Source organism: Microvirga rosea, assembly GCF_020595095.1.
In the GTDB taxonomy this organism is placed as follows: domain Bacteria; phylum Pseudomonadota; class Alphaproteobacteria; order Rhizobiales; family Beijerinckiaceae; genus Microvirga; species Microvirga rosea.
On sequence record NZ_JAJDOP010000005.1, the window covers coordinates 223,065 to 247,658 of the forward strand.

27 protein-coding genes are annotated in these 24,594 nt (G+C 64.8%); 20 read left to right on the plus strand and 7 right to left on the minus strand.

What is annotated here, in order from left to right; all coding sequences use genetic code 11:
* The first annotated feature begins 124 nt into the window (after nt 1-124).
* The gene (gene mutS, locus LJD17_RS14975) at nt 125-2,863 is read left to right on the plus strand and encodes a DNA mismatch repair protein MutS (protein ID WP_227384985.1); all 2,739 of its coding nucleotides are present in this window, start codon (nt 125-127) and stop codon (nt 2,861-2,863) included.
* A 19-nt stretch (nt 2,864-2,882) separates the two neighbouring features.
* On the opposite strand, the gene LJD17_RS14980 is transcribed toward mutS, so the two are convergent.
* Entirely contained in the window at nt 2,883-3,335 is a 453-nt protein-coding gene (locus LJD17_RS14980) for a response regulator (protein ID WP_227384986.1), read from the minus strand.
* A 437-nt stretch (nt 3,336-3,772) separates the two neighbouring features.
* Here LJD17_RS14980 and LJD17_RS14985 point away from each other — a divergent pair, with 437 nt between their 5' ends.
* Both LJD17_RS14985 and LJD17_RS14990 read left to right on the plus strand, forming a co-directional pair.
* Nucleotides 3,773-5,317, plus strand: a complete 1,545-nt coding sequence (locus LJD17_RS14985) for a YifB family Mg chelatase-like AAA ATPase (protein ID WP_227384987.1) — start codon at nt 3,773-3,775, stop codon at nt 5,315-5,317.
* 279 nt (nt 5,318-5,596) lie between these two features.
* Nucleotides 5,597-6,463 (plus strand): GNAT family N-acetyltransferase, encoded by an 867-nt coding sequence (locus LJD17_RS14990; RefSeq protein WP_227385212.1) that lies wholly within the window; start codon nt 5,597-5,599, stop codon nt 6,461-6,463.
* Here LJD17_RS14990 and LJD17_RS14995 read toward each other — a convergent pair.
* Genes LJD17_RS14995 through LJD17_RS15005 form a run of 3 tightly spaced genes read right to left on the minus strand, consistent with a single transcriptional unit; the run spans nt 6,460 to nt 9,151 of the window.
* Nucleotides 6,460-7,323, minus strand: coding sequence for an SDR family oxidoreductase (locus tag LJD17_RS14995; RefSeq protein WP_227384988.1), 864 nt, complete (start codon nt 7,321-7,323; stop codon nt 6,460-6,462). The two genes, LJD17_RS14990 and LJD17_RS14995, sit on opposite strands and share 4 nt — an antisense overlap.
* Complete coding sequence (queG, locus tag LJD17_RS15000) at nt 7,320-8,489, minus strand: tRNA epoxyqueuosine(34) reductase QueG (protein WP_227384989.1); 1,170 nt, start codon at nt 8,487-8,489, stop codon at nt 7,320-7,322. Before queG ends, LJD17_RS14995 begins: the two co-directional genes overlap by 4 nt.
* Nucleotides 8,459-9,151, minus strand: a complete 693-nt coding sequence (locus tag LJD17_RS15005) for a glutathione S-transferase family protein (RefSeq protein ID WP_227384990.1) — start codon at nt 9,149-9,151, stop codon at nt 8,459-8,461. Before LJD17_RS15005 ends, queG begins: the two co-directional genes overlap by 31 nt.
* A gap of 171 nt (nt 9,152-9,322) precedes the next feature.
* On the opposite strand from LJD17_RS15005, the gene LJD17_RS15010 reads away from it, so the two are divergent.
* Both LJD17_RS15010 and LJD17_RS15015 read left to right on the plus strand, forming a co-directional pair.
* The gene (locus tag LJD17_RS15010) at nt 9,323-10,126 is read left to right on the plus strand and encodes an undecaprenyl-diphosphate phosphatase (protein WP_406600824.1); all 804 of its coding nucleotides are present in this window, start codon (nt 9,323-9,325) and stop codon (nt 10,124-10,126) included.
* Between the two features lie 7 nt (nt 10,127-10,133).
* Nucleotides 10,134-10,367 (plus strand): hypothetical protein, encoded by a 234-nt coding sequence (locus tag LJD17_RS15015; RefSeq protein WP_227384992.1) that lies wholly within the window; start codon nt 10,134-10,136, stop codon nt 10,365-10,367.
* Nucleotides 10,368-10,379: 12 nt separating this feature from the next.
* Here the strand turns inward: LJD17_RS15015 and nth are convergent, their stop codons facing one another.
* The gene (gene nth, locus LJD17_RS15020) at nt 10,380-11,150 is read right to left on the minus strand and encodes an endonuclease III (protein WP_227384993.1); all 771 of its coding nucleotides are present in this window, start codon (nt 11,148-11,150) and stop codon (nt 10,380-10,382) included.
* A 20-nt stretch (nt 11,151-11,170) separates the two neighbouring features.
* On the opposite strand from nth, the gene LJD17_RS15025 reads away from it, so the two are divergent.
* The gene (locus LJD17_RS15025; RefSeq protein WP_227384994.1) at nt 11,171-11,680 is read left to right on the plus strand and encodes a DUF2244 domain-containing protein; all 510 of its coding nucleotides are present in this window, start codon (nt 11,171-11,173) and stop codon (nt 11,678-11,680) included.
* A gap of 724 nt (nt 11,681-12,404) precedes the next feature.
* On the plus strand, nt 12,405-13,313 hold the full coding sequence (locus LJD17_RS15030; RefSeq protein WP_227384995.1) for a methylated-DNA--[protein]-cysteine S-methyltransferase: 909 nt from the start codon (nt 12,405-12,407) through the stop codon (nt 13,311-13,313).
* 93 nt (nt 13,314-13,406) lie between these two features.
* On the opposite strand, the gene LJD17_RS15035 is transcribed toward LJD17_RS15030, so the two are convergent.
* Nucleotides 13,407-13,751, minus strand: coding sequence for a DUF3088 domain-containing protein (locus LJD17_RS15035; RefSeq protein WP_227384996.1), 345 nt, complete (start codon nt 13,749-13,751; stop codon nt 13,407-13,409).
* 354 nt (nt 13,752-14,105) lie between these two features.
* On the opposite strand from LJD17_RS15035, the gene dnaK reads away from it, so the two are divergent.
* The 13 genes from dnaK (at nt 14,106) to LJD17_RS15100 (ending at nt 23,911) form a co-directional block, all read left to right on the plus strand.
* On the plus strand, nt 14,106-16,019 hold the full coding sequence (gene dnaK / locus LJD17_RS15040; RefSeq protein ID WP_227384997.1) for a molecular chaperone DnaK: 1,914 nt from the start codon (nt 14,106-14,108) through the stop codon (nt 16,017-16,019).
* An 89-nt stretch (nt 16,020-16,108) separates the two neighbouring features.
* Nucleotides 16,109-16,300: a YdeI/OmpD-associated family protein gene (locus LJD17_RS15045; protein WP_227384998.1), complete on the plus strand. Its 192-nt coding sequence runs from the start codon at nt 16,109-16,111 to the stop codon at nt 16,298-16,300.
* A 1-nt stretch (nt 16,301) separates the two neighbouring features.
* Nucleotides 16,302-17,441 carry a molecular chaperone DnaJ gene (gene dnaJ, locus LJD17_RS15050; RefSeq protein ID WP_227384999.1) on the plus strand — a complete coding sequence of 380 codons (1,140 nt, stop codon included), beginning with the start codon at nt 16,302-16,304 and terminating at the stop codon, nt 17,439-17,441.
* A 65-nt stretch (nt 17,442-17,506) separates the two neighbouring features.
* The gene (locus LJD17_RS15055) at nt 17,507-18,130 is read left to right on the plus strand and encodes a class I SAM-dependent methyltransferase (RefSeq protein WP_227385000.1); all 624 of its coding nucleotides are present in this window, start codon (nt 17,507-17,509) and stop codon (nt 18,128-18,130) included.
* Nucleotides 18,131-18,138: 8 nt separating this feature from the next.
* On the plus strand, nt 18,139-18,870 hold the full coding sequence (pyrF, locus tag LJD17_RS15060) for an orotidine-5'-phosphate decarboxylase (protein ID WP_227385001.1): 732 nt from the start codon (nt 18,139-18,141) through the stop codon (nt 18,868-18,870).
* A 52-nt stretch (nt 18,871-18,922) separates the two neighbouring features.
* Entirely contained in the window at nt 18,923-19,213 is a 291-nt protein-coding gene (locus tag LJD17_RS15065; protein ID WP_227385002.1) for a DUF1330 domain-containing protein, read from the plus strand.
* The gene (locus LJD17_RS15070; protein WP_227385003.1) at nt 19,213-19,518 is read left to right on the plus strand and encodes a DUF1330 domain-containing protein; all 306 of its coding nucleotides are present in this window, start codon (nt 19,213-19,215) and stop codon (nt 19,516-19,518) included. Before LJD17_RS15065 ends, LJD17_RS15070 begins: the two co-directional genes overlap by 1 nt.
* Nucleotides 19,515-20,096, plus strand: coding sequence for a GNAT family N-acetyltransferase (locus LJD17_RS15075; RefSeq protein WP_227385004.1), 582 nt, complete (start codon nt 19,515-19,517; stop codon nt 20,094-20,096). The genes LJD17_RS15070 and LJD17_RS15075 overlap by 4 nt, the downstream gene beginning before the upstream one ends.
* 5 nt (nt 20,097-20,101) lie before the next feature.
* On the plus strand, nt 20,102-20,911 hold the full coding sequence (gene dapB / locus LJD17_RS15080; protein WP_227385213.1) for a 4-hydroxy-tetrahydrodipicolinate reductase: 810 nt from the start codon (nt 20,102-20,104) through the stop codon (nt 20,909-20,911).
* A 32-nt stretch (nt 20,912-20,943) separates the two neighbouring features.
* A complete protein-coding gene (locus LJD17_RS15085; RefSeq protein ID WP_227385005.1) occupies nt 20,944-21,564 on the plus strand; it encodes a 2,3-bisphosphoglycerate-dependent phosphoglycerate mutase in 621 nt (206 codons plus the stop codon).
* A 105-nt stretch (nt 21,565-21,669) separates the two neighbouring features.
* Entirely contained in the window at nt 21,670-22,296 is a 627-nt protein-coding gene (locus tag LJD17_RS15090; protein ID WP_227385006.1) for an alpha-ketoglutarate-dependent dioxygenase AlkB family protein, read from the plus strand.
* Nucleotides 22,297-22,320: 24 nt separating this feature from the next.
* A complete protein-coding gene (locus tag LJD17_RS15095; RefSeq protein ID WP_227385007.1) occupies nt 22,321-22,890 on the plus strand; it encodes a hypothetical protein in 570 nt (189 codons plus the stop codon).
* A gap of 85 nt (nt 22,891-22,975) precedes the next feature.
* The gene (locus LJD17_RS15100) at nt 22,976-23,911 is read left to right on the plus strand and encodes a discoidin domain-containing protein (protein ID WP_227385008.1); all 936 of its coding nucleotides are present in this window, start codon (nt 22,976-22,978) and stop codon (nt 23,909-23,911) included.
* Nucleotides 23,912-23,934: 23 nt separating this feature from the next.
* Here the strand turns inward: LJD17_RS15100 and LJD17_RS15105 are convergent, their stop codons facing one another.
* A complete protein-coding gene (locus LJD17_RS15105) occupies nt 23,935-24,579 on the minus strand; it encodes a trimeric intracellular cation channel family protein (RefSeq protein WP_227385009.1) in 645 nt (214 codons plus the stop codon).
* Nucleotides 24,580-24,594 lie beyond the last annotated feature (15 nt).

The following is a 24,594-nucleotide window of genomic DNA, read 5'->3' on the forward strand; positions in this document are numbered from 1 at the left end:
TTTCCAAAGGCGAGCCTGCGACCTTAAGGCAAGGACGCGCTTCCCCTCAAGACTTGTCCACACCCTGGCCTCTGACCCTATGCCACGGGTGAAAGACGGCGCAGCTTTTGCTAGGAACGTCAGGATGTCGTCACAAGCCCGATACCAATCCCCCGATCGCCCTGAATCCGAGGCGCCGGTTCCGGCGAAAGCGGCGGCGGACAGCCGCGTCACGCCGATGATGGCGCAATATATCGAGATCAAGGCCGCCAATCCCGACAGTCTGCTGTTCTACCGGATGGGAGATTTCTACGAACTCTTCTTCGAGGATGCGGAGATTGCGAGCCAGGCCCTCGGCATCGTCCTGACGAAACGGGGCAAGCACCAGGGGCAGGATATCCCGATGTGCGGCGTCCCCGTCGAGCGGGCGGATGATTACCTGCAGCGTCTCATCGGCCTGGGGCACCGGGTGGCGGTCTGCGAACAGACCGAGGATCCGGCAGAGGCCAAGAAGCGGGGCGCAAAGTCCGTCGTGCGGCGGGATGTCGTGCGGCTGGTCACGCCCGGCACCATCACGGAGGATCGGCTCCTCGATCCGGGGCGGGCCAACTTTTTCCTCGCGATCGCCCGGCGCCGCGTGTCCGATCAGGAATGGTGCTACGGCCTCGCGGCAGTCGACATTTCCACAGGTCATTTCGTGCTGAGCGAAACCGACGGGACAGGCCTTTCGGCCGAGATCGCCCGCTTCGAGCCCCGCGAAATCCTCGTGCCGGATGTGATCCACGACGATCCGGAGCTGGCGGCCTTCTGGCGCGAAACCAAGGCGGCCATCACCCCCCTCTCACGGGAAGGCCTCGACCCGGCTTCCGCGGAAAGGCGCCTGAAGGACTATTTCGGGATCGCAACCCTCGATTCCTTCGGATCGTTCGGCCGCGCCGAAATCACGGCGGCCGGAAGTGCTCTTTTCTATATCGAGAAGACCCAGATCGGCAGCCGCCCGGTTCTCAACCCGCCCTCGCGGGACGTCGTCGGAGCCGCGCTCGCGATCGATGCGGCGACCCGGGCGAACCTCGAACTCACCCGGACCCTTGCCGGTGAACGCGCGGGCAGTCTTCTGGCGACGATCGACTGCACCGTCACACCCGGCGGCGCCCGGCTTCTCGGCGAGCGGCTCGCCGGCCCCCTGACGGACCCGGACCGGATCCGCGACCGTCAGGACTCGGTCGCCGCCCTTGCGGAAAATGGAGAGCTTCGCGAGCGCATCCGCCGTATCCTCAAGCGCTCGCCGGACCTTGCCCGGGCCCTCTCGCGCCTCGGCCTGGGCCGAGGTGGCCCGCGCGATCTTGCCTGCGTCCGCGATGGCCTGCTGGCCGCCCGGGATCTCGGCCTTGAACTGGCCATCGCTCCGGTCCTGCCCAAAGAGCTGGCCGAGGCGTCCGACCGGCTGAAGTCCCTCGATACCACCGCAGCCGACAGGCTTGCGGCCGCGCTGGCCGACGAGTTGCCCCTCCTGAAGCGGGACGGCGGCTTCATTCGCCCGGGCTACGATTCCGATCTCGACGAATTGCGGGAGCTCCAGCAGGATTCCCGACGGTTCATCGCGGCCCTGCAGGCGCGCTACGCCACGGATACCGGATGCCGGGCCCTCCGGGTGAAGCACAACCACATGATCGGCTACTTCGTGGAAGTGCCGCAGAATGTCGGCGAAGACCTGCTCAAGGAGCCGTGGAAGGAGCTTTTCGTCCATCGCCAGACCATGGCCGGAGCGATGCGCTTCTCGACCGTAGAACTCGGCGAACTGGAATCGAAGATCGCTTCGGCGGCCGACCGGGCCCTGCGGATCGAGCTCGGATTGTTCGACGCCATGGTGCAGGAGCTTCTTGCCTTGTCGAGCGACATCGCGTCGGCCGCAGAGGCGCTCGCCGTGGTCGACGTGACGGCCGCGCTCGCCGATCTGGCGACCCGCCTCGACTGGACACGCCCAACCATCGACAAGAGCCTGGCTTTCCAGATCAAGGGCGGGCGTCATCCGGTTGTGGAAGCGGCACTCAAGCGGCAGGGCGAGGCCTTCATCGCCAATGATTCCGACCTGTCTGGCAAGGATGCCGGTCACATTCTCCTGATCACCGGCCCGAACATGGGCGGCAAGTCCACCTATCTGCGCCAGAATGCGCTCATCGTGGTGCTGGCGCAGATGGGATCGTTCGTACCGGCCAGGGAGGCTCATATCGGGGTCGTCGACCGGCTCTTTTCACGGGTCGGCGCGGCGGACGACCTGGCCCGGGGCCGCTCGACCTTCATGGTCGAGATGGTCGAGACCGCCGCGATCCTCAATCAGGCAACAGCCCGATCCCTCGTCATTCTCGATGAAATCGGACGAGGAACGGCAACCTTCGACGGGTTGTCCATCGCATGGGCGGCCATCGAGCACCTGCACGAGGCGAACCGTTGCCGCGCTCTGTTCGCCACCCACTTCCATGAATTGACGGCCCTGTCGGAGCGGCTCCCGCGAATTTCCAATGCAACGCTGAAGGTCACGGAATGGCACGGGGACGTGGTCTTCCTGCACGAGGTCGTGCCGGGGACGGCGGACCGATCCTATGGGCTGCAGGTTGCTCGTCTGGCGGGGTTGCCGATCGCCGTCGTGGAGCGGGCGAAAGCGATCCTGAGCGAACTCGAACGCTCCGACCGGGAGCATCCCAAGCGTGCTTTGGTGGATGATCTGCCTCTCTTCGCAATGGCGACGCGGCCGGAACCGGCGGCAAGCAACGCTCCGGATCCGTTGCGGGATGCACTCGGGGCCATCGACCCGGATCAGATGACGCCGCGCGAGGCTCTCGAGGCTCTGTATCGCCTCAAGGCGCAGAACTCTAGCGCAGGCTAGCCGAGCCTTCTAGGAGCCTCTAGGAAAGGGTAGACCGGTCCCCCGGGCTCATCGCTCCGAAAGGAATGAAGGTCACCGTGCGGCTTGGCTCGGCACCGTCTTCCCGATCCGCCAGGATATACGCCAGCGCCTCACGAACACCGCGTTCGGTGTAAGGTTTGGAGATGACACCCCGGGCTCCGGCGAAGTCCTCCGGAATGCGCTTGGTGTTCGCAGTCATGAACAGAACGGTCGTTCCGAGCTGGGACGTCAGCTGGCGCGCCACGTCGACGCCGGTAGGACCATCGGCCAGATGGATATCCACAAAGGCAAGATCGGGCTTGAGGTTTCGTGCGAGCTTCAAGGCTTCGGACGAAGAGGGCGCAACGCCGACCACATCGTGACCCGCTTCCTGCAGAAGCGTCTCGAGCTCCAGAGCGATCAGGATTTCGTCTTCGATGATCAGGATACGCAACGACTTACCGGTATTCAAAACCGTGTCTCCTTTGCCGGCGCGGGCATCCGCGCATCCGCAAGGCGCGCACGGCTCCTAACGGGGGAAACCAGAAATTCTGCTGAAGAGAAACAGGATGGGAGCGGGCTCACGCCTGCCTGTTCTGCGGATCCTGTATCATAAGGGAAACCAACCGTCAGCAGAGCTCTCTTTGCCGAAACGCAACGCGACATTGCACGAGAACTCCCTGACTGACCGCCGCACAAGCGGTTTGCCCCCCTCATGATGCGCTGCTCTCCACCGTCTTCTTATGAGCAAGGCGGCTTGGCGCCACCTGCCCTTGATGCGACTCAACGCCGGAACAGGGGCTGAGTTCCGGACTCTTTAGCCGCAGCAGGAATTCATGCACTCGATACGTAATACTATCGCAAAGAGGCTGTATCGGCTAAGTTCCGACCGTCACGGAGTTTCAGCCTATGGTCATGCGCGTTTCCACTGTCGCCTTCGAAGGGATCGAAGCGCGTGCGGTCGATGTGCAGGTCCAGATCGCCCCCGGCAATGTCGCCTTCATGATCGTCGGGCTTCCGGACAAGGCCGTCGCCGAATCCCGGGAGAGGGTTCGCTCGGCATTGATTGCTTCGGGCCTGGCTCTTCCGGCCAAGCGAATCACCGTCAATCTCGCGCCGGCGGATCTTCCCAAGGAGGGGAGCCACTACGACCTCCCGATCGCTCTGGGCGTCATGGCGGCCATCGGGGCCATTCCGGCCGACGCCCTGAGCGGATTCACGGTTCTGGGTGAGCTGGCCCTCGACGGATCGATTACATCGGTTGCAGGAGTCCTGCCCGCCGCGATCGCGGCCTTCGAGCGCCAGCAGGGCCTTATCTGCCCCGCCGCCTGCGGCGCCGAGGCGGCGTGGGCAGGTAGCGACATCGAGATTCTGGCTCCCCTATCGCTGATTCAGCTGGCCAATCATTTCAAGGGCAGCCAAGTCATGGTGCGCCCGAAACCGGCCATCATGCCCGCTTCGGGCTCCATGCCGGATCTTCGGGACATCAAAGGACAGGAGAGCGCAAAGCGGACTCTCGAAATCGCCGCGGCGGGCGCCCACAACCTCCTGATGTGCGGTCCGCCGGGAGCCGGGAAATCGATGCTCGCCCAGCGCCTGCCCTCGATTCTGCCGCCCCTTGCGCCGCGGGAGCTGTTGGAGCTTTCGATGATCCAGTCGGTCGCAGGGCTCCTGGCGGATGGCGCGTTGACGAACCGGCGCCCTTTTCGGGCGCCCCACCATTCCGCCTCCATGGCGGCGCTTGTCGGCGGAGGATTGAACGCTCGCCCGGGCGAGGCGTCGCTGGCGCATCACGGGGTGCTGTTCCTGGACGAGCTGCCGGAATTCCAGCCCCAGGTCCTCGATTCCCTGCGGCAGCCGCTCGAGGCGGGCGAGATCCTGATTGCGCGGGCGAATCATCGCGTGACCTATCCGGCCCGCTTCCAGCTTGTCGCCGCCATGAACCCCTGCCGCTGCGGCCAGGGGACGGAGCCCGGATTCGTCTGCCGTCGACAGCCGAACGAGCGATGCATCGCCCAGTATCAGGCGCGGATTTCGGGCCCTCTCCTCGACCGGATCGATCTTGTGATCGATGTTCCGGCGGTCACGGCGGCCGACCTGATCCTGCCGCCGCCGCCGGAAGGCTCGGCGGAGGCCGCAAGCCGGGTCGCCCTCGCCCGCGACCGCCAGACCAGACGCTACGCGGCTCTCAAGCTTGACGGAATCACCACCAATGCCGCATGCCCACCGCCAGTTCTTGAAGAGATCGCGAAGCCGGACGCGGACGGCGCAGCCTTGATCCGCGATGCCGCCAACGCGATGCGCCTTTCGGCCAGAGGCTTTCACAGGGTCCTGAAGGTGGCGCGCACCTTGGCCGATCTCGACGATGACGATCGAGTCCGCCGAATCCACCTTGCCGAGGCCCTATCCTACCGGGCAAACAGCGACCGGAAGCACAACACCGTATCGGCATGAGCTGGCTTGTGCGAAATCTTCCATCAGCACTTGGGGATAGGTGACAGAAATATTACAGGACCCTTGATAAGTCCCTCGCGAGCTTTGATCTTCTCTGTCACAAAATCGTTCGAAATGAGTTTTATGTCACAGCGCAAGGGCATTGGTCCTACCCACGGCCCGTCCGATCCGGTTTCATCGAACGAGGTCCTGATGACGTCTTCCCGCCTGGACGAAACGGCAGTGTCTTCTTTTGCCCCGCCGCTGCCCCTGCCACCCGAAGAAGCAAGCTTCAAGGGAATGAGCCGATTTATTCCAGGCCTCGGCAAAGTTGTTCGGGATCACGGGACCCTCGATCCAGCCCTCGGCCGTATCGGATCCCTGGAGGTTCGCCTCGCCACGACCGCAAAGGAGATCCGCCGCGCTCAGAAGCTGCGCTTCAAGGTTTTCTATGAGGAAATGTCTGCCGCCCCGACCGGTGCCGCTCTCTTGTCCCGGCGGGACGTCGATGATTTCGACGCGATCTGCGACCATCTCCTCGTTCTGGATCATGACGCGAAGGCCAAGCCGTTCCGCAAGCCCAAGCCCCAGGTCGTCGGGACGTACCGTCTCCTTCGCCAGGAAGTGGCGGATCGCCATTCCGGCTTCTACACGGCCGCCGAGTACGACATCGCCCCGATGATCAAAGCGCATCCCAACCTGCGCTTTCTCGAGCTCGGTCGCTCCTGTGTGCTGCAGCCCTACCGGAACAAGCGTACCGTGGAACTGCTCTGGCACGGCATCTGGACCTATGTGCTGCACCACCGCATCGACGTGATGATCGGTTGCGCCAGCCTCGAGGGCACGGATCCGCGCAATCTCGCCCTCCCACTCAGCTTCCTACATCATTACGCCTCCGCGCCCACGGAATGGCAGGCGAGCGCCGTGCCCGAACGCTTCACGGCGATGGACATTCTTGCCAAGGAAGCCGTGGATCCGAAGGCGGCGCTCCACGCCCTGCCTCCGATGATCAAGGGTTACTTGCGCCTCGGCGCCAGCTTCGGTCGGGGTGCGGTGATCGACCGGCAGTTCGGCACGACCGATGTTCTGGTCATTCTGCCAGTTTCGGCGATCAACCCGCGCTACATCGACCATTTCGGCCCGACGGCGAACCGTCACGCGAGTTAGTCAAACGCACCGGCTGCATGCAGGGCCGCGAGGCCCTCGCGATAGGTCGGATAGCGCAGGCGCACGCCGAGCTCCTCCTTCAGGAGGCGGTTCGCGATCCGCTTGTTTTCCTCATAGAAGCTGCGCCCCATCGGGCTGAGATCGGCATTCTCGAAGGGAATTTCAGGCGGCGGCGGCACGTGCGCCAGCTGCGCCGCGTAAGCGACGACATCCTGCGGCGGCGCCGGTTCATCGTCTCCCACATTGTAGATGGCGCCCGCCCGAGGTCGCCCGAGGGACGCGACCAGGACCGCGGCGATATCGTCCACATGGATACGGTTGAACACCTGTCCGGGCTTCACGATCCGTTGGGCCGTGCCACGGGACAGGTTGACCAGTGCATTGCGTCCCGGCCCGTAGATGCCCGACAGACGGAAGATATGAATCGGCTTTCCGGTGGCGGCTCCCAAGCCGAGCCAATCCTGCTCGGCGGCCCAGCGCCGCTGCGAGGAGACGCTCTGCGGGCGCGCCGGAACGGTTTCATCCGTCCAGGCTCCGCCGCGGTCCCCATAAACACCGGTGGTCGAAAGATAGCCGATCCACGTCGAGCGCGACGCGGCAATGGCCTCCCGGAACCTTGCCAGCAGGGGATCCCCGTCAACGGAAGGCGGCGCCGAGACGAGGAGTGCGTCGGCCCGTCCGATCTCCTCGGCGACGAGGCCGGGATCGCAATCCTCCAGGGACAGCGCCGCGATGCCCTCGGCCGTGAGACGCCTGGCTTTGTCCGCCTGCCGCACGGTGCCGCTGATCCCGGACCAGGGGATCCCGGCCCGCATGAACGCATGCGCCGAATAGCCGAGCCCGAAGACGAACAATCTCATGCCACCGCCTCTTCGCGGTGAAGGGCCCGATCCCATTCCTGGCGCACGTTCTCATCCTCTTCTTGTTCCCGGCGGCTCGCCGCGTGGTGAGCCAACTCCTCGGGTGAAAGCAATCGCGAGAGCGCCCAGACGGCCATGGCGCGAACAAGGGTAGAGCTGTCGTCGAGCAGGCGGAGCGCTTCCGCAGCAAGACGACGTTCGCCCGAATTGCCGATGGCGATCAGGACATTGCGGATGAAGCGGTCGCGACCGGTCCGCTTGATGGGCGTACCGGCGAACCGGATGCGGAATTCCGCATCGTCGAGCCGCGCGAGGTCGGCGAGCGGCAGAGCGGCCAGATCATCCCGCTGCATGAGCCGGGTTTCCCTGGCCGTTTGGGCGAATTTGTTCCACGGGCAGACCGCCAGGCAATCATCGCATCCGAAGATCCGGTTTCCGATCCCGCTGCGCAGATCCTCCGGGATGTGGCCTTTGTGTTCGATGGTCAGATAGGAAATGCAGCGTCTCGCATCGAGCCGGTAGGGCGCCGGGAAGGCCTTTGTCGGGCAGATGTCGAGGCAACGGCGGCAGGAGCCGCAATGATCGCGCTCGGGAGCGTCGGCCGGCAGCTCGGCCGTCGTGAAGATCGCGCCGAGAAACAGCCAATTGCCGAATTCCCGCGATACGATGACGGTGTGCTTGCCCTGCCATCCCAGGCCGGCGGCCTGCGCGAGCGGCTTTTCCATGACCGGCGCGGTGTCGACGAACACCTTGACGTCCGCGCCCCCCTTCGAGGCCAGGATGCCGGCGGCGTCCTTGAGCTTGCCCTTGATGACGTCGTGATAATCCCGATTGCGGGCATAGACCGAGATTGCCCCGTGATCCTTCATGTCCAACGCGGCGAGCGGGTTCTCGGCGGGTCCATAATTGAGGCCGAGCAGGATGATGCTCTTCACGTCGGGCCACAGGGTCCGGGGGTCGGCCCGGCGCTCCGCCGTCTCGACCATCCAGTCCATGGATCCGTGGTGTCCTTCGGCCAGCCAAGCCTTCAGGCGCTCCGGCGCAAGGGGAATCCCGTCGGGGCGGGCGATGCGAACCACATCGAACCCGAGAGCCTGGGTACGGGCGATGAAGGCGCGCTTGAGGGCGTCACCCTCTAGAAGTCGAGGTTGTCGTAATGCTCCCATGGGGGCATCCCCGGCACCCGGTCCGCCAGGAGCGCGCGAAAGGACGGCCGGGACTTGATCCTGGCGTACCAATGCTTCGCTGTTTCGTCCTCGTCCCATGGCACGTCGCCGAGATAATCCACAATCGACAGGTGAGCGGCCGCCGCCAGATCCGCGTAGGTCAGATGCTGGCCGGCGAGCCAGTTCCGGGTCGCGATCAGATAGCCGATATATTTCAAGTGGTATCGCACATTGGTCCGCGCTGCGCGAATCGCGCCCATGTCCGGCGGACCGCCTCCCAGTTCCACCGGCATGAACCGTTTGTAGATCTTTTCTGTGGCAAGGTAATCCGACACTTCCCCGTGGAACTTGACCAGAAACCAATCGACGAGACGGCGCACCTCCACCCGCTGGCTCACATCCCGGGGCAGGAAGCGGCGATCGCCTAAGCCGTCTCCGTAGGTTTCATCCAGATACTCCGCGATGACCGAGGAGCCCGGAACCGCCAGCCCGTTGTCATCGATCAACAACGGCAGATTCCCGGCCGGATTGACCTCCAGAAGCGGGACGCGCCGCTCCCACGGCTTCTCCTCGACCATCTCCGGTTCGAGGCCCAATTCAGCCAGGACCAAGCGCACAAACCGCGAGTGCGGGCAGAAGGGATGATAATGGAGGGTGGCCATGAACCTGTCAGACGCGAAACAGGCGGCGAGAATAAGGCCGGTTTTCGTTAAGGCTTGGTAAGGAATTGTGGTGAATCTCATGTGCCCGGCGCAAACGGGGCACGATCCTCATGCAGGCTCCGCTTGACAGGTGCGCTCCCCCGCCTCCATGTGGCGCCGCTTTCAAGGTATCTGACGATGTCGCAAATCATCGAGGCGTTTTTCCTGGGCCTCATCGAAGGGCTGACCGAATTCCTGCCGGTCTCGTCCACGGGCCATCTCCTGCTCGTCGGCCATTTCCTCGGCTTTGAATCGACCGGCAAAACCTTCGAAGTGCTGATCCAGCTCGGCGCGATCCTGGCGATCCTGTCGGTCTACTTCAACCGGCTCTGGGGCATCGCCCGCGCCCTGCCTTACGATCCCAACGCGCGGCGCTTCGTCATCGGCGTGCTGATCGCCTTTCTTCCGGCGGCTCTCATCGGCGCGGTTCTGCATGGGTTCATCAAGGAGGTGCTGTTCAACCCCTGGATCGTCTGCATGATGCTGATCGCCGGCGGGTTCGTGCTGCTTCTCGTGGATGCCATGCCCCTCGCCGCGGTCCATAAGGACGCCACGAAGTTCCCGCTCCCCATGTATCTGAAGATCGGATTCCTGCAGTGCCTCGCGATGATCCCCGGCGTATCCCGCTCCGGCGCGACCATTGTCGGCGCGATGCTGCTCGGCGCCGACAAGCGCGCGGCGGCGGAATTCTCCTTTTATCTCGCGATGCCGACGATGGCCGGCGCCTTTGCCTACGACCTTCTCAAGAATTACAAGGTTCTCTCGGCCAACGACGCCACCTTGATCGTGGTCGGGTTCATCGCGGCTTTCCTGTCGGCGCTGGTCGTGGTGAAGACTTTCCTGGATTACATCTCGCGCCACGGCTTCGCGCCTTTCGCCTGGTGGCGGATCATTGTCGGTGCGGCGGGCCTCGCGGGCCTGATCGTGTTCGGCTGAGGGTGCCATGAGCACACCCGGCGAAGCCCTCGCGGTCACCATCGCCATTACGGCCGCTCTCGCCGCCGTGATGCTGGGGATGCTCATCGGCTTGTCGAGCCCTCGCGCGACGGAACCGGGCGCCTCGTGCCAGGAATGGACGGACGGCTGCGTGATCTGCAGCCGCAGGCCCAACGGCGCGGCCTGCTCGACGCCGGGAATCGCCTGCACGCCGGGCCCTCTGCAGTGCCTCAAGCGTTGAGCGGCCCGGGCCCTAGGGCGCAGGCGTCTTGTCGGGACAGCGGCAAAGGTCGCTGATCGGGCAGCGCCAGCACTCGGGTTTTCGCGCCTTGCAGATGTAGCGCCCGTGCAGGATCAGCCAGTGGTGGGCATGAAGCCGGAATTCGTCCGGCATCAAAGCCTCCAGGGCTTCCTGGGTTTCAAGCGGGGTTTTGGTCAGCGCGAACGGGATGCGGTTCGTCACCCGGAAAATATGCGTATCGACCGCAATGCGCGGATCGCCGAACGCGATGTTGACCACGACGCTGGCGGTCTTCCGGCCGACGCCCGGAAATGTCTCCAGGATCTCGACGGAGTTGGGAACCTTGCCGCCGAACTCCTCCACCAGACGCTTCGAGAAGGCGATCACGTTCTTCGCCTTCGTGTTGAAGAAGTTCAGCGTCTTGATGTATTGGCGCAGCCCCTCTTCCCCGAGCGCCAGCATCTTCTTGGGCGTGTCGGCAATGGGAAAGAGATCCCTTGTCGCCTTGTTGACACCCACGTCGGTGGATTGCGCCGATAGCGCGACCGCCACCAGGAGCGTGTAGGGATTGGTGTGGTCGAGCTCGCCTTTCGGCTCCGGATTGAGATCGCGGAAACGCCGGAAGATTTCGGTCAACGTCGCGCGGTCGACCGGCTTCGGCATACGGATCCGGATGGCCTTGCCGGTTGCCTTCGGAGCGGCTTTCGCCTTTCCGGTCAACGGGGGTACCAGGGCGGCTTTGGGTTTGGAAATGCGGCGGGGTGACCGCTTCAGATCGGACATGAGAGCGTTATAATCAGACGATGGACACCGGCAAAGCGGCATTCGAGGATTTGGATCGGCTGGAGCGGCCCGTATTCGAGGCCGTGATCCGTCCGCACCGATCGCTCGGACCGGAGGGTTTCAGGATCGTCATGATCCTCCTGTGTCTTTGCTCGATCATCGCGAGCCTGCCTTTCGTCATCATGGGTTTCTGGCCCGTCGCGGGGTTTTTCGGTCTCGATTTTCTCGGCCTCTACCTGGCCTTCCGAATCAACTACCGGCAGGGGCAATCTTTCGAGATTCTCGTCCTGACGCCCATCCGTTTGCTGCTCAAGAAGGTCAGTCATCGCGGCGAAGCGCGGGAGTGGTTGTTCAATCCCCTCTGGACCCGGCTCGACCGCCGGGACGACGACGAATTCGGACTCCAGGAGCTGACCCTCGTTTCGCGCGGGCAACAGGTCGTCATCGCTCACGACCTATCGCCGACCGAGCGGGAAAGCTTCGCCGAAGCGTTCGGACGCGCTCTTTCGGACGTGAAGCGGGGCTATTGAACATCACATCACCTTTTGCCGCCCGGCCGTCATCGGGGACGCGCAGCGGATCGGGACGATAGAGCACCCCCGTCATTCCGGGGCGCCGCAGGCGAGCCCGGAACCCATACGCGCTGAAGGTGAGGAAAGAGAACGCACCGGCTGCCATGGCTCTTTCTCCTGAACGGTCGTGGTTCTGGGTTCCGGGCTCTCGCTGAGGCTCGCCCCGGAATGACGGCGGAGCGCGTCACGGCATGGGGCCATGTCCTCCGGGCTGGGCAGCCCGGAGGGGAAGCGATCGAGGGTGGCGCGTCGGGCAGCCCGGCTCGCGGATGATGAGAAGGGAAGAGCCGGGAGGCCTCTTCGCGCACGGTTCTTTTAGGCGGACAGGAGAGGCAAGGCTCAGGCATCGCCGCAGGCGGGATCCGTCTCGTGCGACGGGGGCCTGCGACCGATCCCGACAACCCGCCCAAGCATCCTGGGCCTCCCATCTGGTGCGGCTGCGTGACCGCACGGACGGGACCGTGTCCGGTCCCGCTCTTGCGACGCCTCGCGAGTGCGCCCCTCGTCAGGACCTGATCTATGAAACGATATAGCTCAGCTTAGTCCATCAGTCAAGAACAAAATGAGAACTTTGTCGCCAGAGAGAGATCCGACGTAAAAATGACAGGCCTGTCCTCGGCCACAGGAAACGGGTGTCGGAAACCCGGGAGACGGCTATGATCCGGCACAAAGGATCACGCCCATGCTGAACACGTTGCGCGACATCACCATTGAGCCGGCAGCCCTGCGGATTCCGGAGGAGCCCCGTTCGGATTACGAGCGCGTGCGCTCCATCATCGCCTTCATCTCAGAGCGCTGGCGCGAGCAGCCTTCCCTTGAGGCGATCGCCGAGCATGTGGGTCTTTCGACCACCCATGTGCACCACCTCTTCCGCCGCTGGGCCGGCCTGTCCCCGAAGGCGTTTCTCCAGGCCATCACCCTGGACAACGCCAAGGCCCTGCTCGCCTCGTCGGCCAGTGTCCTCGACACGACCTACGAGCTCGGCCTCTCGGGCCCTGCCCGCCTGCACGATCTTTTCGTGACGCACGAGGCCATGACGCCCGGGGATTACAAAGCCGGCGGCGAAGGCCTGACCATGCGGTATGGGTTCCATCCCTCGCCCTTCGGCGAGGCGGTTCTGATCGCCACCGATCGGGGCCTTGCGGGCCTCGGCTTCGTGGACGAGGGCGATCGGGCGGCGGCGCTGGCCGATCTGACGCGACGCTGGCCCAAGGCGGAATACATCGAGGATCAGGCGGTCACCGCGCCCCTGGCCCGCCGGATCTTCAGCCCCTCGCAATGGCAGCCGGAACAGCCGCTCCGGGTCGTCCTGATCGGCACCGATTTCGAGGTGCGGGTCTGGCAGACCCTGCTGCGCATCCCCCGGGACAAAGCCACCACCTATTCCGACATCGCCCGCCATATCGGCAAGCCCTCCGCCTGCCGGGCGGTCGGCGCGGCCGTGGGCAGGAATCCGGTCTCCTTCGTGGTGCCCTGCCATCGGGTGCTCGGGCGCTCCGGCGCACTCACCGGCTATCACTGGGGTCTCACCCGCAAGCAGGCGATCCTCGGCTGGGAAGCGGGATGCAGCTCGGGCGCGGACGCCGCCTGAGCACGCTCGTCGACGGATCGCGACCCCGGGTCGGACCTCGCAAGAGGAAGATCCAACACACCGGCGTCCGGTGCATGGATATGAGGTTCCTCCTCAGGGGTGCGGGACAGGAATGCCGTGCCGCCTGCTGAGGACGTCCAGGATCGCGTCCTTGTCGGCGACGAAACGAACGGAACCGTGCCGGCCGGTCGCCAGCTCGGACGGCGCGTCATCGGCCAGCACGAGCAGGGGCAGCGACTGGTTCTGCTCCCCGACGAGGCTGATGACGGCCTGGCGGGGTCTCGGCCACGCAACGCGCTCGATATCGATCCGGTCCGCGAGCGCCGGAAAGGAGGCGATCACGCCCTCCAGAAGCGCGCAATGCCAGGAATAGAAGCGCTGCCCCGGATAGGCCGGATCCTCGAAGCCGGGGGAAAGAAGAAAAAGCTTGTCACGCATCTGCGGCCCCGCGAAGGATATGGTTCCCAGGGCTTATAGGCATGCCCGGGCAGCGTGTCGATGAAGCCCCGGATCGTCAACCCGGAAGCGACGGCTCTCGCACGGAGAGACAAACATCAGGAGTCTCAGCGCCTTATCCCTATTGCAGACCTGCAACAGGGCCGTTCTCTTATGGAATGAGGCCAACAAGGCTCCAAGATCGTCTTGCAGCCCTCGAAACCCCTTCTTATATCAGCGCCAGCACAGGGAGCCAGCCGGCTACGGAAGCGTCCTGTCCATATGTTCAACCCATTAAGCCATGGGCCGGGCTGCTTTTAGGGCCCGGCGGTCTGCTTGAAAGTGAGGGATCCCGCCATGGGTAAGGTCATCGGTATCGACCTCGGCACCACCAATTCCTGCGTCGCCGTGATGGAAGGCTCGCAGGCCAAAGTTATCGAAAATGCGGAAGGCGCGCGGACGACTCCGTCCATCGTGGCCTTCACGGACGAAGGCGAGCGCCTCGTCGGCCAGCCGGCCAAGCGCCAGGCGGTCACGAATCCCGAGCGCACTTTCTTCGCCATCAAGCGCCTGATCGGGCGCACCTTCGACGATCCCATGACCAAGAAGGACATGGGCCTCGTTCCCTATCACATTATCAAGGGTCCGAACGGCGACGCCTGGGTCGAAGCCGACGGCAAGCAGTATTCTCCCTCCCAGATCTCCGCCTTCACCCTGCAGAAGATGAAGGAGACAGCGGAGGCGCATCTCGGCCAGCCGGTCACGCAGGCCGTGATCACGGTTCCGGCCTACTTCAACGACGCCCAGCGTCAGGCCACCAAGGACGCCGGCAAGATCGCGGGCCTCGAGGTGCTGCGCATCATCAACGAGCCCACGGCCGCCGCACTGGCCTACGGCCTCGACAAGAAGCAGCACGGCACGATCGCGGTCTATGACCTCGGCGGCGGCACCTTCGACGTGTCGATCCTCGAGATCGGCGACGGCGTCTTCGAGGTGAAGTCCACCAACGGCGACACCTTCCTGGGCGGCGAAGACTTCGACATGCGTTTGGTCGAGTATCTTGCGGCCGAATTCAAGAAGGAGCAGGGCATCGACCTGACCAAGGACAAGCTCGCGCTCCAGCGCCTCAAGGAAGCGGCCGAGAAGGCCAAGATCGAGCTGTCCTCCGCGGCCCAGACCGAAATCAACCTGCCGTACATCACGGCGGATGCGTCCGGTCCGAAGCACCTGGCCATGAAGCTCTCGCGCGCCAAGTTCGAGTCGCTCGTCGACGACCTGGTGCAGAAGACCATCGAGCCGTGCCGCAAGGCCCTCAAGGACGCCGGCCTTTCGGCCGGGGAGATCGACGAAGTGGTTCTGGTCGGCGGCATGACGCGCATGCCGAAGATCCAGGAAGTGGTGAAGTCGTTCTTCGGCAAGGAACCCCATAAGGGCGTCAACCCGGACGAAGTGGTTGCCATCGGCGCCGCCGTTCAGGCCGGCGTTCTGCAGGGCGACGTGAAGGACGTTCTGCTCCTCGACGTCACGCCGCTGTCGCTCGGCATCGAGACGCTAGGTGGTGTGTTCACCCGCCTGATCGACCGCAACACGACGATCCCGACCAAGAAGAGCCAGGTCTTCTCCACGGCGGAGGACAACCAGAACGCCGTGACGATCCGGGTTTTCCAGGGCGAGCGTGAAATGGCGGCGGACAACAAGCTGCTGGGCCAGTTCGACCTGATGGGCATCCCCCCGGCGCCCCGCGGCATGCCCCAGATCGAGGTGACCTTCGACATCGACGCCAACGGCATCGTCAACGTCACCGCGAAGGACAAGGCCACCAGCAAGGAGCAGCAGATCCGCATCCAGGCCTCGGGCGGTCTCTCGGAAGCCGACATCGAGAAGATGGTGAAGGACGCCGAAGCCCATGCGGCCGAGGACAAGAAGCGTCGCGAGCTCGTCGAGACGCGGAACCAGGGCGAGAGCCTGATCCACACCACGGAGAAGTCCCTGAAGGATTACGGCGACAAGGTCTCCGAATCCGACAGGCAGGGCATCGAGACCGCGATCGATGCGCTCCGTCAGGCCCTCCAGGCCGAGGACGTGGAGACCATCAAGGCCCGCACCACGGACCTGATGCAGGCTTCCATGAAGCTCGGCGAGGCCATGTATCAGGCCTCGCAGGCGGGCGAAGGCGGCGAGAACGCCTCCGCCGAGGAAGAGAAGAAGGACGATGTCATCGACGCCGACTTCCAGGAAGTCGACGAAGACGACAAGAAGAAGCGCGCCTGATCCATGGCCGCGGTTTGACGAATTCGGCACCCGGTGCTTCATCGCCGGGTGCCGTTTTCATGAACGGGCCAGAAGGGCTTGAATCAAAAATGACCGACCTGCCGACCGATATCCGTGACGCCCTGGTCCAGCACAGCGATGCCGCTCGCGCTTTCGAGCGCCTGACGCCGTCCCATCGGCGCGAGTCCGTCCGGTGGATCGACGCGACGGAAAAACCGGAAACGCGAACGAAACGGATCGTCGGCATGATGGAGCGATTGACCGCTCCGAGGGGCGCCTGACATGTCGAAGCGCGATTATTACGAGGTTCTCGGCGTTTCGCGGACCGTGACCGAGGTGGAGCTGAAATCCGCCTTCCGGAGGCTCGCGATGCAATATCACCCGGACCGGAATCCGGGCGATCATGAAGCCGAGATCAAGTTCAAAGAGATCAACGAAGCCTATCAGACCCTGTCCGATTCCCAGAAGCGGGCGGCCTATGACCGTTACGGTCACGCGGCCTTCGCCAACGGCGGCGGAGGCGGACCCGGGTTCGGCGGAGACTTTTCCGACTTCATGTCGGACATCTTCGAGAACTTCTTCGGCGATGCGGGCGGGCGCGGCCGGGGTCGGGGCAACGGCGGCCGCGAGCGCGGCGCCGACATGCGCTACAATCTCGAAATCTCCCTCGACGAAGCCTTTCACGGCAAGACCGCCGAGCTGAAGATTCCCACCTCCGTGACCTGCGAGGTCTGCACCGGCACCGGCGCCAAGGCGGGATCGCAGCCCAAGCCCTGCCCCACCTGCGGCGGCGCCGGGCGCGTTCGGGCCACGCAGGGCTTCTTCTCCATCGAGCGGACCTGCCCCAATTGCCACGGGCGCGGCGAAGTCATCGACGACCCCTGCCCCAATTGCGGCGGCGCGGGACGCGTCACGCGGGAGCGAACCCTCTCCGTGAACATCCCGGCGGGCGTCGAGGACGGAACGCGCATTCGTCTTGCGGGCGAAGGAGAAGCCGGGTTGCGGGGCGGTCCGGCCGGCGATCTTTATATTTTCCTCTCGCTCAAGCCTCACCCCTTCTATCAGCGCGACGGGGCGGATCTCTTCTGCCGCGTGCCGATTTCCCTGGTGACGGCGGCCCTTGGAGGCGAGTTCAGCGTGCCGACCTTGAGCGGCACCGACGCGCAGGTGAAAGTTCCCGAAGGCACCCAGTCCGGCAAGCAGTTCCGGCTGCGCGGCAAGGGCATGCCGGTGCTCCGCTCGCGGGACGTCGGCGACCTTTACATTCAGGTTGTTGTGGAAACGCCGCAAAAGCTGAGCAAGCGCCAGCGCGAACTCCTGATGGAGTTCGAGCAGGAATGCTCCAAGGAAAACCACCCGGAAAGCACTGGATTTTTCTCGCGGGTACGCGAGTTCTTCGATGGCCTCAGTGGATCCACTTAGCTTGACGGTCGTTTTCATTGAGTTCTAAAGAACCTGATTGATCCGCGGCTCAAAGGGTCTGCCTCGTGCTCCAGTCGTTCCAAAGGCCTCGGCCTCGAAAACTGCCCCTCGGCAAAGACCGCTTTGAAGACGAAGCCCGCTTTCTGCGATCTTGGCTCGAGCGCCCGCTGGTGGTGGGCGCCGTCACCCCGTCCGGCAAGGCGCTTGCCCGGACCATGGCGGCTTATGTGGATCCGCGGATACCCGGCCCCATTCTTGAACTCGGCCCTGGCACCGGTCCGGTCACGGACGCCCTTGTCCGGCGCGGGGTCGCGCAGGACCGGCTGATCCTGATCGAGTTCAATCCGGAATTCTGCCAGCTTCTGAAGCGCCGCTTCCCGAAGGCAACGATCATCCAGGGCGATGCCTACGATCTCGGCGAGACTCTCGCGGATATTCTCAAGGAGCCGGCCGCCGCGACGGTGTCGAGCCTGCCGCTGTTCACCAAGCCCATGGACCAGCGCCTGGACCTCCTCGAAACGGCGCAGGGCATGATGCATGCCGATGCGCCCTTCATTCAGTTCACCTATGCGGTCGTGCCGCCGATCCCGGCCCGGTCCGACGCCTATCGCACCCGCGCCTCCCGCCGGATCTGGCGCAATTTCCCCCCGGCCCGAGTCTGGGTCTACAATAAGGTCACGCATCCATGAGCGCCGCCATGTCCCTTCGCACCGTTTCCACTCCGGTCGAGGACATGCGCGAGAGATTGATCATTGGCCTTGATGTTTCCACCGTTGAGGAGGCCCGCGCCATCGTCGAGCGCGTCGGGGATGCGGGCGCCTTCTACAAGATCGGCTACCAACTTGCCTATGCCGGCGGCCTCGAATTCGCCCGGGAGCTGATCGGCCAGGGCAAGAAGGTTTTTCTCGATCTCAAGCTTCACGACATCGCCAACACCGTCGAACAGGGCGTCCGCTCGGTGGCTCGCCTCGGGGCGACGTTCCTCACGGTGCATGCCTACCCGCAGACCATGCGCGCCGCCATGCAGGGCAAGGCGGAGTCGTCCCTGAACATTCTCGCCGTGACCGTGCTGACGTCCTACGACGATTCCGATCTGGAGGAAGCCGGTTATGCGCCGGTTCCAGCCGCGGAGCTCGTGGTGCGCCGGGCGAAGCAGGCCCGGGACATCGGCATCGACGGAATTGTCTGCGCCGCCCCCGAGGCCCAGCGGGTCCGGGCCATTCTCGGCCCCGACCGGTTCATCGTCACCCCCGGCATCCGGCCCGCCGGCGCGGAAGCCGGCGACCAGAAGCGGGTCGTCACCCCGGCCGACGCGATCCGCGCCGGCGCCACCCATCTCGTGGTCGCCCGTCCCATCATTAAGGCTGCCGATCCGCGCGCGGCCGCGCAGGCCATTCTCGACGAGATGAGCCAAGCGCGTCAGGCTTGACGGCGCCGCGCCGACAGCGTCCCCTGCCCGCACCTTCAAGGAAGAGAACTCCATGCCCAAAGGCTATGTCATCGCCCGCGTCACCGTCACGAACCCCGAGGCCTATGCCGAATATGCGAAAGGCGCGACGGCGGCGATCAAGCAATATGGCGGACGCCCGCTCGTGCGCGGCGGCGCCCATGAGGCCCTGGAAGGCGAGGCGCGCCCGCGCAACGTGGTGATCGAGTTCGATTCGGTCGAGCAGGCCCGCCGCTATTATCATTCGCCCGAATATCAGGCCGCCAAGGCCAAGCGCGATGGCGCCTGCATCGCCGAATTCGTTCTGGTGGAAGGAGCGGAGTGATGGCCAAGGGATACTGGATCGGCCGCGTCGACGTGACGAACCCCGACGCGTATCAGAACTATGTCCGCGCCAATGCGGCGGCCTTTGCGAAGTTCGGCGCCCGTTTCCTGGTGCGCGGCGGCGCGTTCAAGGCCGTGGAAGGCGGATCGCGCGCCCGGAACGTGGTGATCGAATTTCCGTCCTACGAAGCGGCCCTGGCCTGCTGGGACTCGCCCGAATACATGGCGGCGAAAGCCGAGCGCGATGGGCACGCGGTCGCCGAGATCATCGTGATCGAGGGATATGACGGGCCCCAGCCTGCATGACCGATCCGGCCTCTTCCGTCCGTTCGAGCCGACAGGATGATCTGGCGCTGCTGGGTGACGTGGAGCGCTCCGCGGCGGAGGTTTATTTCGCGGCTCTCGGAGAGCGGGCGGGGCTCCCCGACGTGATGCCCCCCGAGATCCTGCAGGCGTGCCACGATGCGGGCCTTCTCTGGGTTTGCGTGGACGGGAGCGATGCTCCGGTCGGCTTCCTTGCCGCAGCGGCAATCGACGGGGTGCTGTTCGTGAAGGAGATGAGCGTCCATTCCGCCCATCAGCGCCGCGGCCTCGGCCGCCTGCTGATGCAACGGGCCATCGCGCATGCGGCGGATGCCGGGTTTACGGGCATCGCCCTGACGACCGATCGGTTCATCCCTTTCAACGCGCCCTTCTACGAGCGCCTGGGATTTGCGGAATGCCCCCTCGACCAGGCTCCGGAGACGCTGCGGCTTCTCTGCGCCGATGAGGCGGCCGGCGGCTTCGATCCCGAGCGCCGCGTTCTGATGACCCGGAGCGTCTCGGTCTTGCAGCCCGCGACCGGGCCGGTATACCCAGGACGACCGAAGGAGACACGGGCATGAGCGAGATGCGACTTGTCGTGGTGGGCGCGGCCGGGCGCATGGGGCGAATGCTCATCAAGGCCGTGGCCGAGGCCGAGGGCTGCCGCCTCGTGGGCGCCATCGCGAGGCCCGGCTCGGAGATCATCGGCCATGATGCCGGTCTCGTCGCCGGGACGGGGCTTTTGGACGTGGACGTGACGGACGATCCCCTGCCCGTCTTCGCCCAGGCCGACGGCGTTCTCGACTTCACCGGCCCTGCCGCGACCGTGGAGTTCGCGACCCTCGCCGCGCAGGCCCGGATCGTCCACGTGATCGGCACGACAGGCCTGCAGGACCCGGACTTCGCGAAGCTCGAGGCGGCGGCCCGCCATGCGCGGATCATTCAATCCGGCAACATGTCCCTCGGCGTGAATCTCCTGGCCGGGCTCGTGCGGCAGGCAGCGGCGACCCTGGGAGAGGATGTCGACATCGAAATCCTGGAAATGCATCACCGCATGAAGGTGGATGCCCCGTCCGGTACGGCCCTTCTCCTCGGCGAGGCCGCGGCTCAAGGGCGGAAAGTGTCCCTCAAGGATCACTCGGTGCGTGTCCGCGATGGGCATACCGGCGCGCGCCGCGCCGGGGATATCGGTTTTGCGACCTTGCGGGGCGGCACCGTCGTCGGCGAGCACAGCGTGATCTTCGCGGGTGCCGGCGAGCGTCTGGAGCTGGCGCACCGGGCCGAGGATCGTGGGATCTTCGCCCGGGGAGCCGTCAAGGCCGCCCTGTGGGGCTTCGACAAGAAGCCCGGCTACTACACGATGGCCGATGTGCTCGGCCTTACTTCTTCCTCGTAATCGTTCCCCTCATCGACCGGAGACGCCGATCCATGAACCGCCTTCTCGTCCTTGCTCGCCACGGCCAGAGCGACTGGAACCTCAAGAACCTTTTCACCGGATGGAAGGATCCCGGCCTGACGGATCTCGGCGTGGAGGAAGCCCGCGCGGCGGGACGCCGCCTTAAAGAACTCGGCATCCGGTTCGATATCGCCTTCACGTCCGACCTGTCCCGCGCGCAGCGCACCTGCGCGCTGATCCTGGAGGAAATCGGCCAGCCGGACCTCCAGACCCTCAAGGATCAGGCGCTCAACGAACGGGACTATGGCGACCTGTCGGGGCTCAACAAGGACGACGCCCGCGCTAAATGGGGCGAGGAGCAGGTGCATCTGTGGCGCCGCTCCTACGACGTTCCTCCTCCCGGCGGCGAGAGCCTGAAGGATACGGTTGCCCGTGTTCTGCCCTACTACATGCGCGAGATCCTGCCCCGCGTCATGCGGGGAGAGCGCGTGCTCGTCGCGGCCCACGGCAATTCCCTGCGCGCCCTCGTGATGGTGCTGGACGGCCTGACGCCCGAGACCATCCCGTCGATGGAGCTCGCGACCGGCGTCCCGCTGGTCTACAACCTCAATGCCGACACCACCGTCGCCACCAAGAAGGTGCTTGAGGCCTAGCAGGACCTCAGTTGCGCCTCCTACCTGCCGGACGGGTTCGAGGGCCCCGTATCCCTTGAACCTTCCTCTTGAGAGCGGCCACGGCTTCTTCGCGATCGAGTGACCATGAGCGCCATCACCCTCAGTCCCGGCTTGGTCTACTATCCCGATTACCTGGACCGCCATGGCCAGGAATCCCTGCTGCAGGCCGTGCGGGACGTGACCCGCGCGGCGCCGCTCTTCGTGCCCCGGATGCCGCGAACCGGCAAACCGTTTTCCGTGCGCATGACCAATTGCGGCAGGCTCGGATGGGTTTCGGACATCGATGGCTATCGCTACCAGCCGACCCACCCCGAAACCGGCGCCCCGTGGCCGCCCCTGCCGGAGATCGCTTTGCGCGCATGGGAGGAGCTCAGCGGCTATCCTCACCCCCCGGATGCCTGCCTGATCAACTTCTACGAGCCCAAGGCGCGGATGGGCCTGCATCAGGACAAGGACGAGGAGGAATTCGATGCTCCCGTGGTGTCCTTGTCCCTGGGGGCCACGGCCCTGTTCCGCTATGGCGGCCTCGACCGGCGGGATCCGACGCGGTCGGTGAAGCTGCGCTCGGGAGACGCGATCGTGTTCGGCGGGCCTGCCCGCCTGATCCATCACGGCATCGACCGGCTTCTGCCGGAAACGTCGGACCTGCTCCCGCAAGGGGGACGCCTGAATCTCACCTTGCGAAAGGTCTCGCCCGGCTCTATCGTATGATACGACATTACATGAAACCGTATCATGAGATCCGCGCTTTCGGCTGCGTTCATCACCGTCTTGACGATCCTGCCCCCGTCTTCGTTTGCGGTGGCACAGACGGGTGCTGTCAGGCCCCAGCCGGATATGGGACAACAACTCTCCCGGCTTCCCTTTCGGGTCGGCGACACCATGGGCTTTCAGGCCGTTCAGGTCCTGAACGACACCGTGACTTTCGCAGCGGCCGACGCGCCGCCTCACGATCGCCGGGCGGCCACCATCGTCCTATCGCTCGCGCCGCAGCTTCAGGAATTGCGCAACCTGCCTCAGACCCGGCGCGATCAAGCCCTGCGCCAGCTCGCCCTCGACGTTCCGGACCTGCGGGATGCCACCATTGAGTCCTTGGGATCGGCCCAGTCCGGCGACAACCTGCGCTACGACGTGGTGATCAGAGCAAAGGCGGCCGGCTCCGACCTGGACGTCGTCAGGATGACTTCCCTGGTATTCCTTCCCAACGGCGTCGTCCGCATGGTGGCGACGGCGCCTGCCGCGCAAAAGGATGCGGAGCTCCCCCGTTTCCGAACATTCGTCCGGAGCATCGACCTGAGACCATGATCCGCAGCCATTGGGCCTTGCTCCATGTCACCCAGGCGATATTGATAGAGGAGAACCTGTCATAGCCTGCGGAGTCTCTCTGGTCATGAAGCTTGCCGCTGCGGCCCTCGGCCTCCTCCTGTCGCTCCAAGCAGCCCTCGCCGCCGAGCCGATCTACCCGCCCGCCTCCCGTGTCGGGCTCGTGCCGCTGGAGGATATGGTTCCGTCGAAACGGTTCACGGGCTTTGAAAACCCGCAAAAGGCGGCTGCCATCACGATCACAGAGCTGCCCGCTCAGGCCTACGAGCAGATCGTTTCCGGAATGACGAAGGATTCCCTGCGGCGCCAGGGACTGGACGTGACCGCCCGGGAACAGCTGAAGATCCAGGGCAAGTCGGGCCTGCTCATCTCGGGCGCCATGACCGGCCCCATCAAGGGGCGCAAATGGGTCCTGGCCCTGAAGGGCTCCGATCTGACCGCTCTCCTGGTCGCCCAGGTGGAAGGCGGCGATGACGGCTATAGCGAACAGGAGATGCGAACCGCTCTCAAGAGCGTCGCCTTGCGCGGCCCGGTCACCCTGGAAGAGCAGATGTCGGCGCTGCCCTTCCGGGTCCGGGATCAGGCGGGCTTCCGGCCCGTCCGCGTCACCTCCGGCAATTCCGTGCTGTTCACGGAAGGTCCGAAGGATACGATCAAGGCGGTCGAGCAGCCGATCCTGATCCTGGCGGCCTCCCAGGCGCCGATCGCTCTCAACGGAGACCGGCGGGACCAGTTCGCACAGGCTGCTCTGAATTCGAACCAGATGCTCAAGGATGTGACGATCGAACGCTCCGAGTCGTTCCGGCTGCAGGGACAGGATTGGCATGAGATCGTGGCCCGGGCGAAGGATGGGGCCACGGGCGAGCCCATCGTCGTGATGCAGACGATCCGCTTCGACAGCGGCCGCTACGTCCGGATGGTCGGTTTGACGCGGGTCGCGGACCGGCAGACCTATCTGCCCCGCTTCCGTCAGATGATCGACAAGGTCGAGCTCGATTTCTAGGAAGCTCGATTTCTAGGGCGGCGTCAGCCGTCCGCATCCCGCCGTGGAAAGACCGGAAGGGACCAGCCCCGCAGAATGGCGAGGGCTCTGAGGCCGAAGGCGCCGGTAAAACCGGCCGCCGCGCTCGTGAACGGATCAAGACCTGCCGCCCGTGCGCCGACCATGACGGCCGCGCCCAGGGCAGCCGCCGTGACATAGATTTCCTTGCGCAGAACGAGCGGCGTCGTTCCCGCCAGAATGTCGCGGATGATTCCTCCGAAGGTCGCCGTGATGGTTCCGAGGGCCACAGCCGAGAGAGCCGGGACGTCCGCCGCCAGGGCCTTGCCCGTGCCGCCGACGGCAAAGAGCGCCAGGCCCACGGCGTCAGCCCAAAGCAGCGCTCGGCCGCGCCGGCCGCCATCGAGGGCCGTGACCCGCCTGGGACCAAGGGCGAAGACGATTCCGGCCACCACGAGACAGACAAGAACGTCCTTTGGATCGCCGACCCAGAAGACCGGGCGGGTGCCGATCAGGAGATCACGCAACGTCCCGCCCCCGACACCCGTGACGGTGGCCAGGAGCGCGAAGCCGAAAGGGTCCATGCCCCGGCGCGCGGCGACGAGCGCGCCGGTGAGGGCAAAGACGGCAATGCCGATGGTTTCAAAGGGAATGGTGGAGATCAGGCCCACGGATACGCCTTCAGG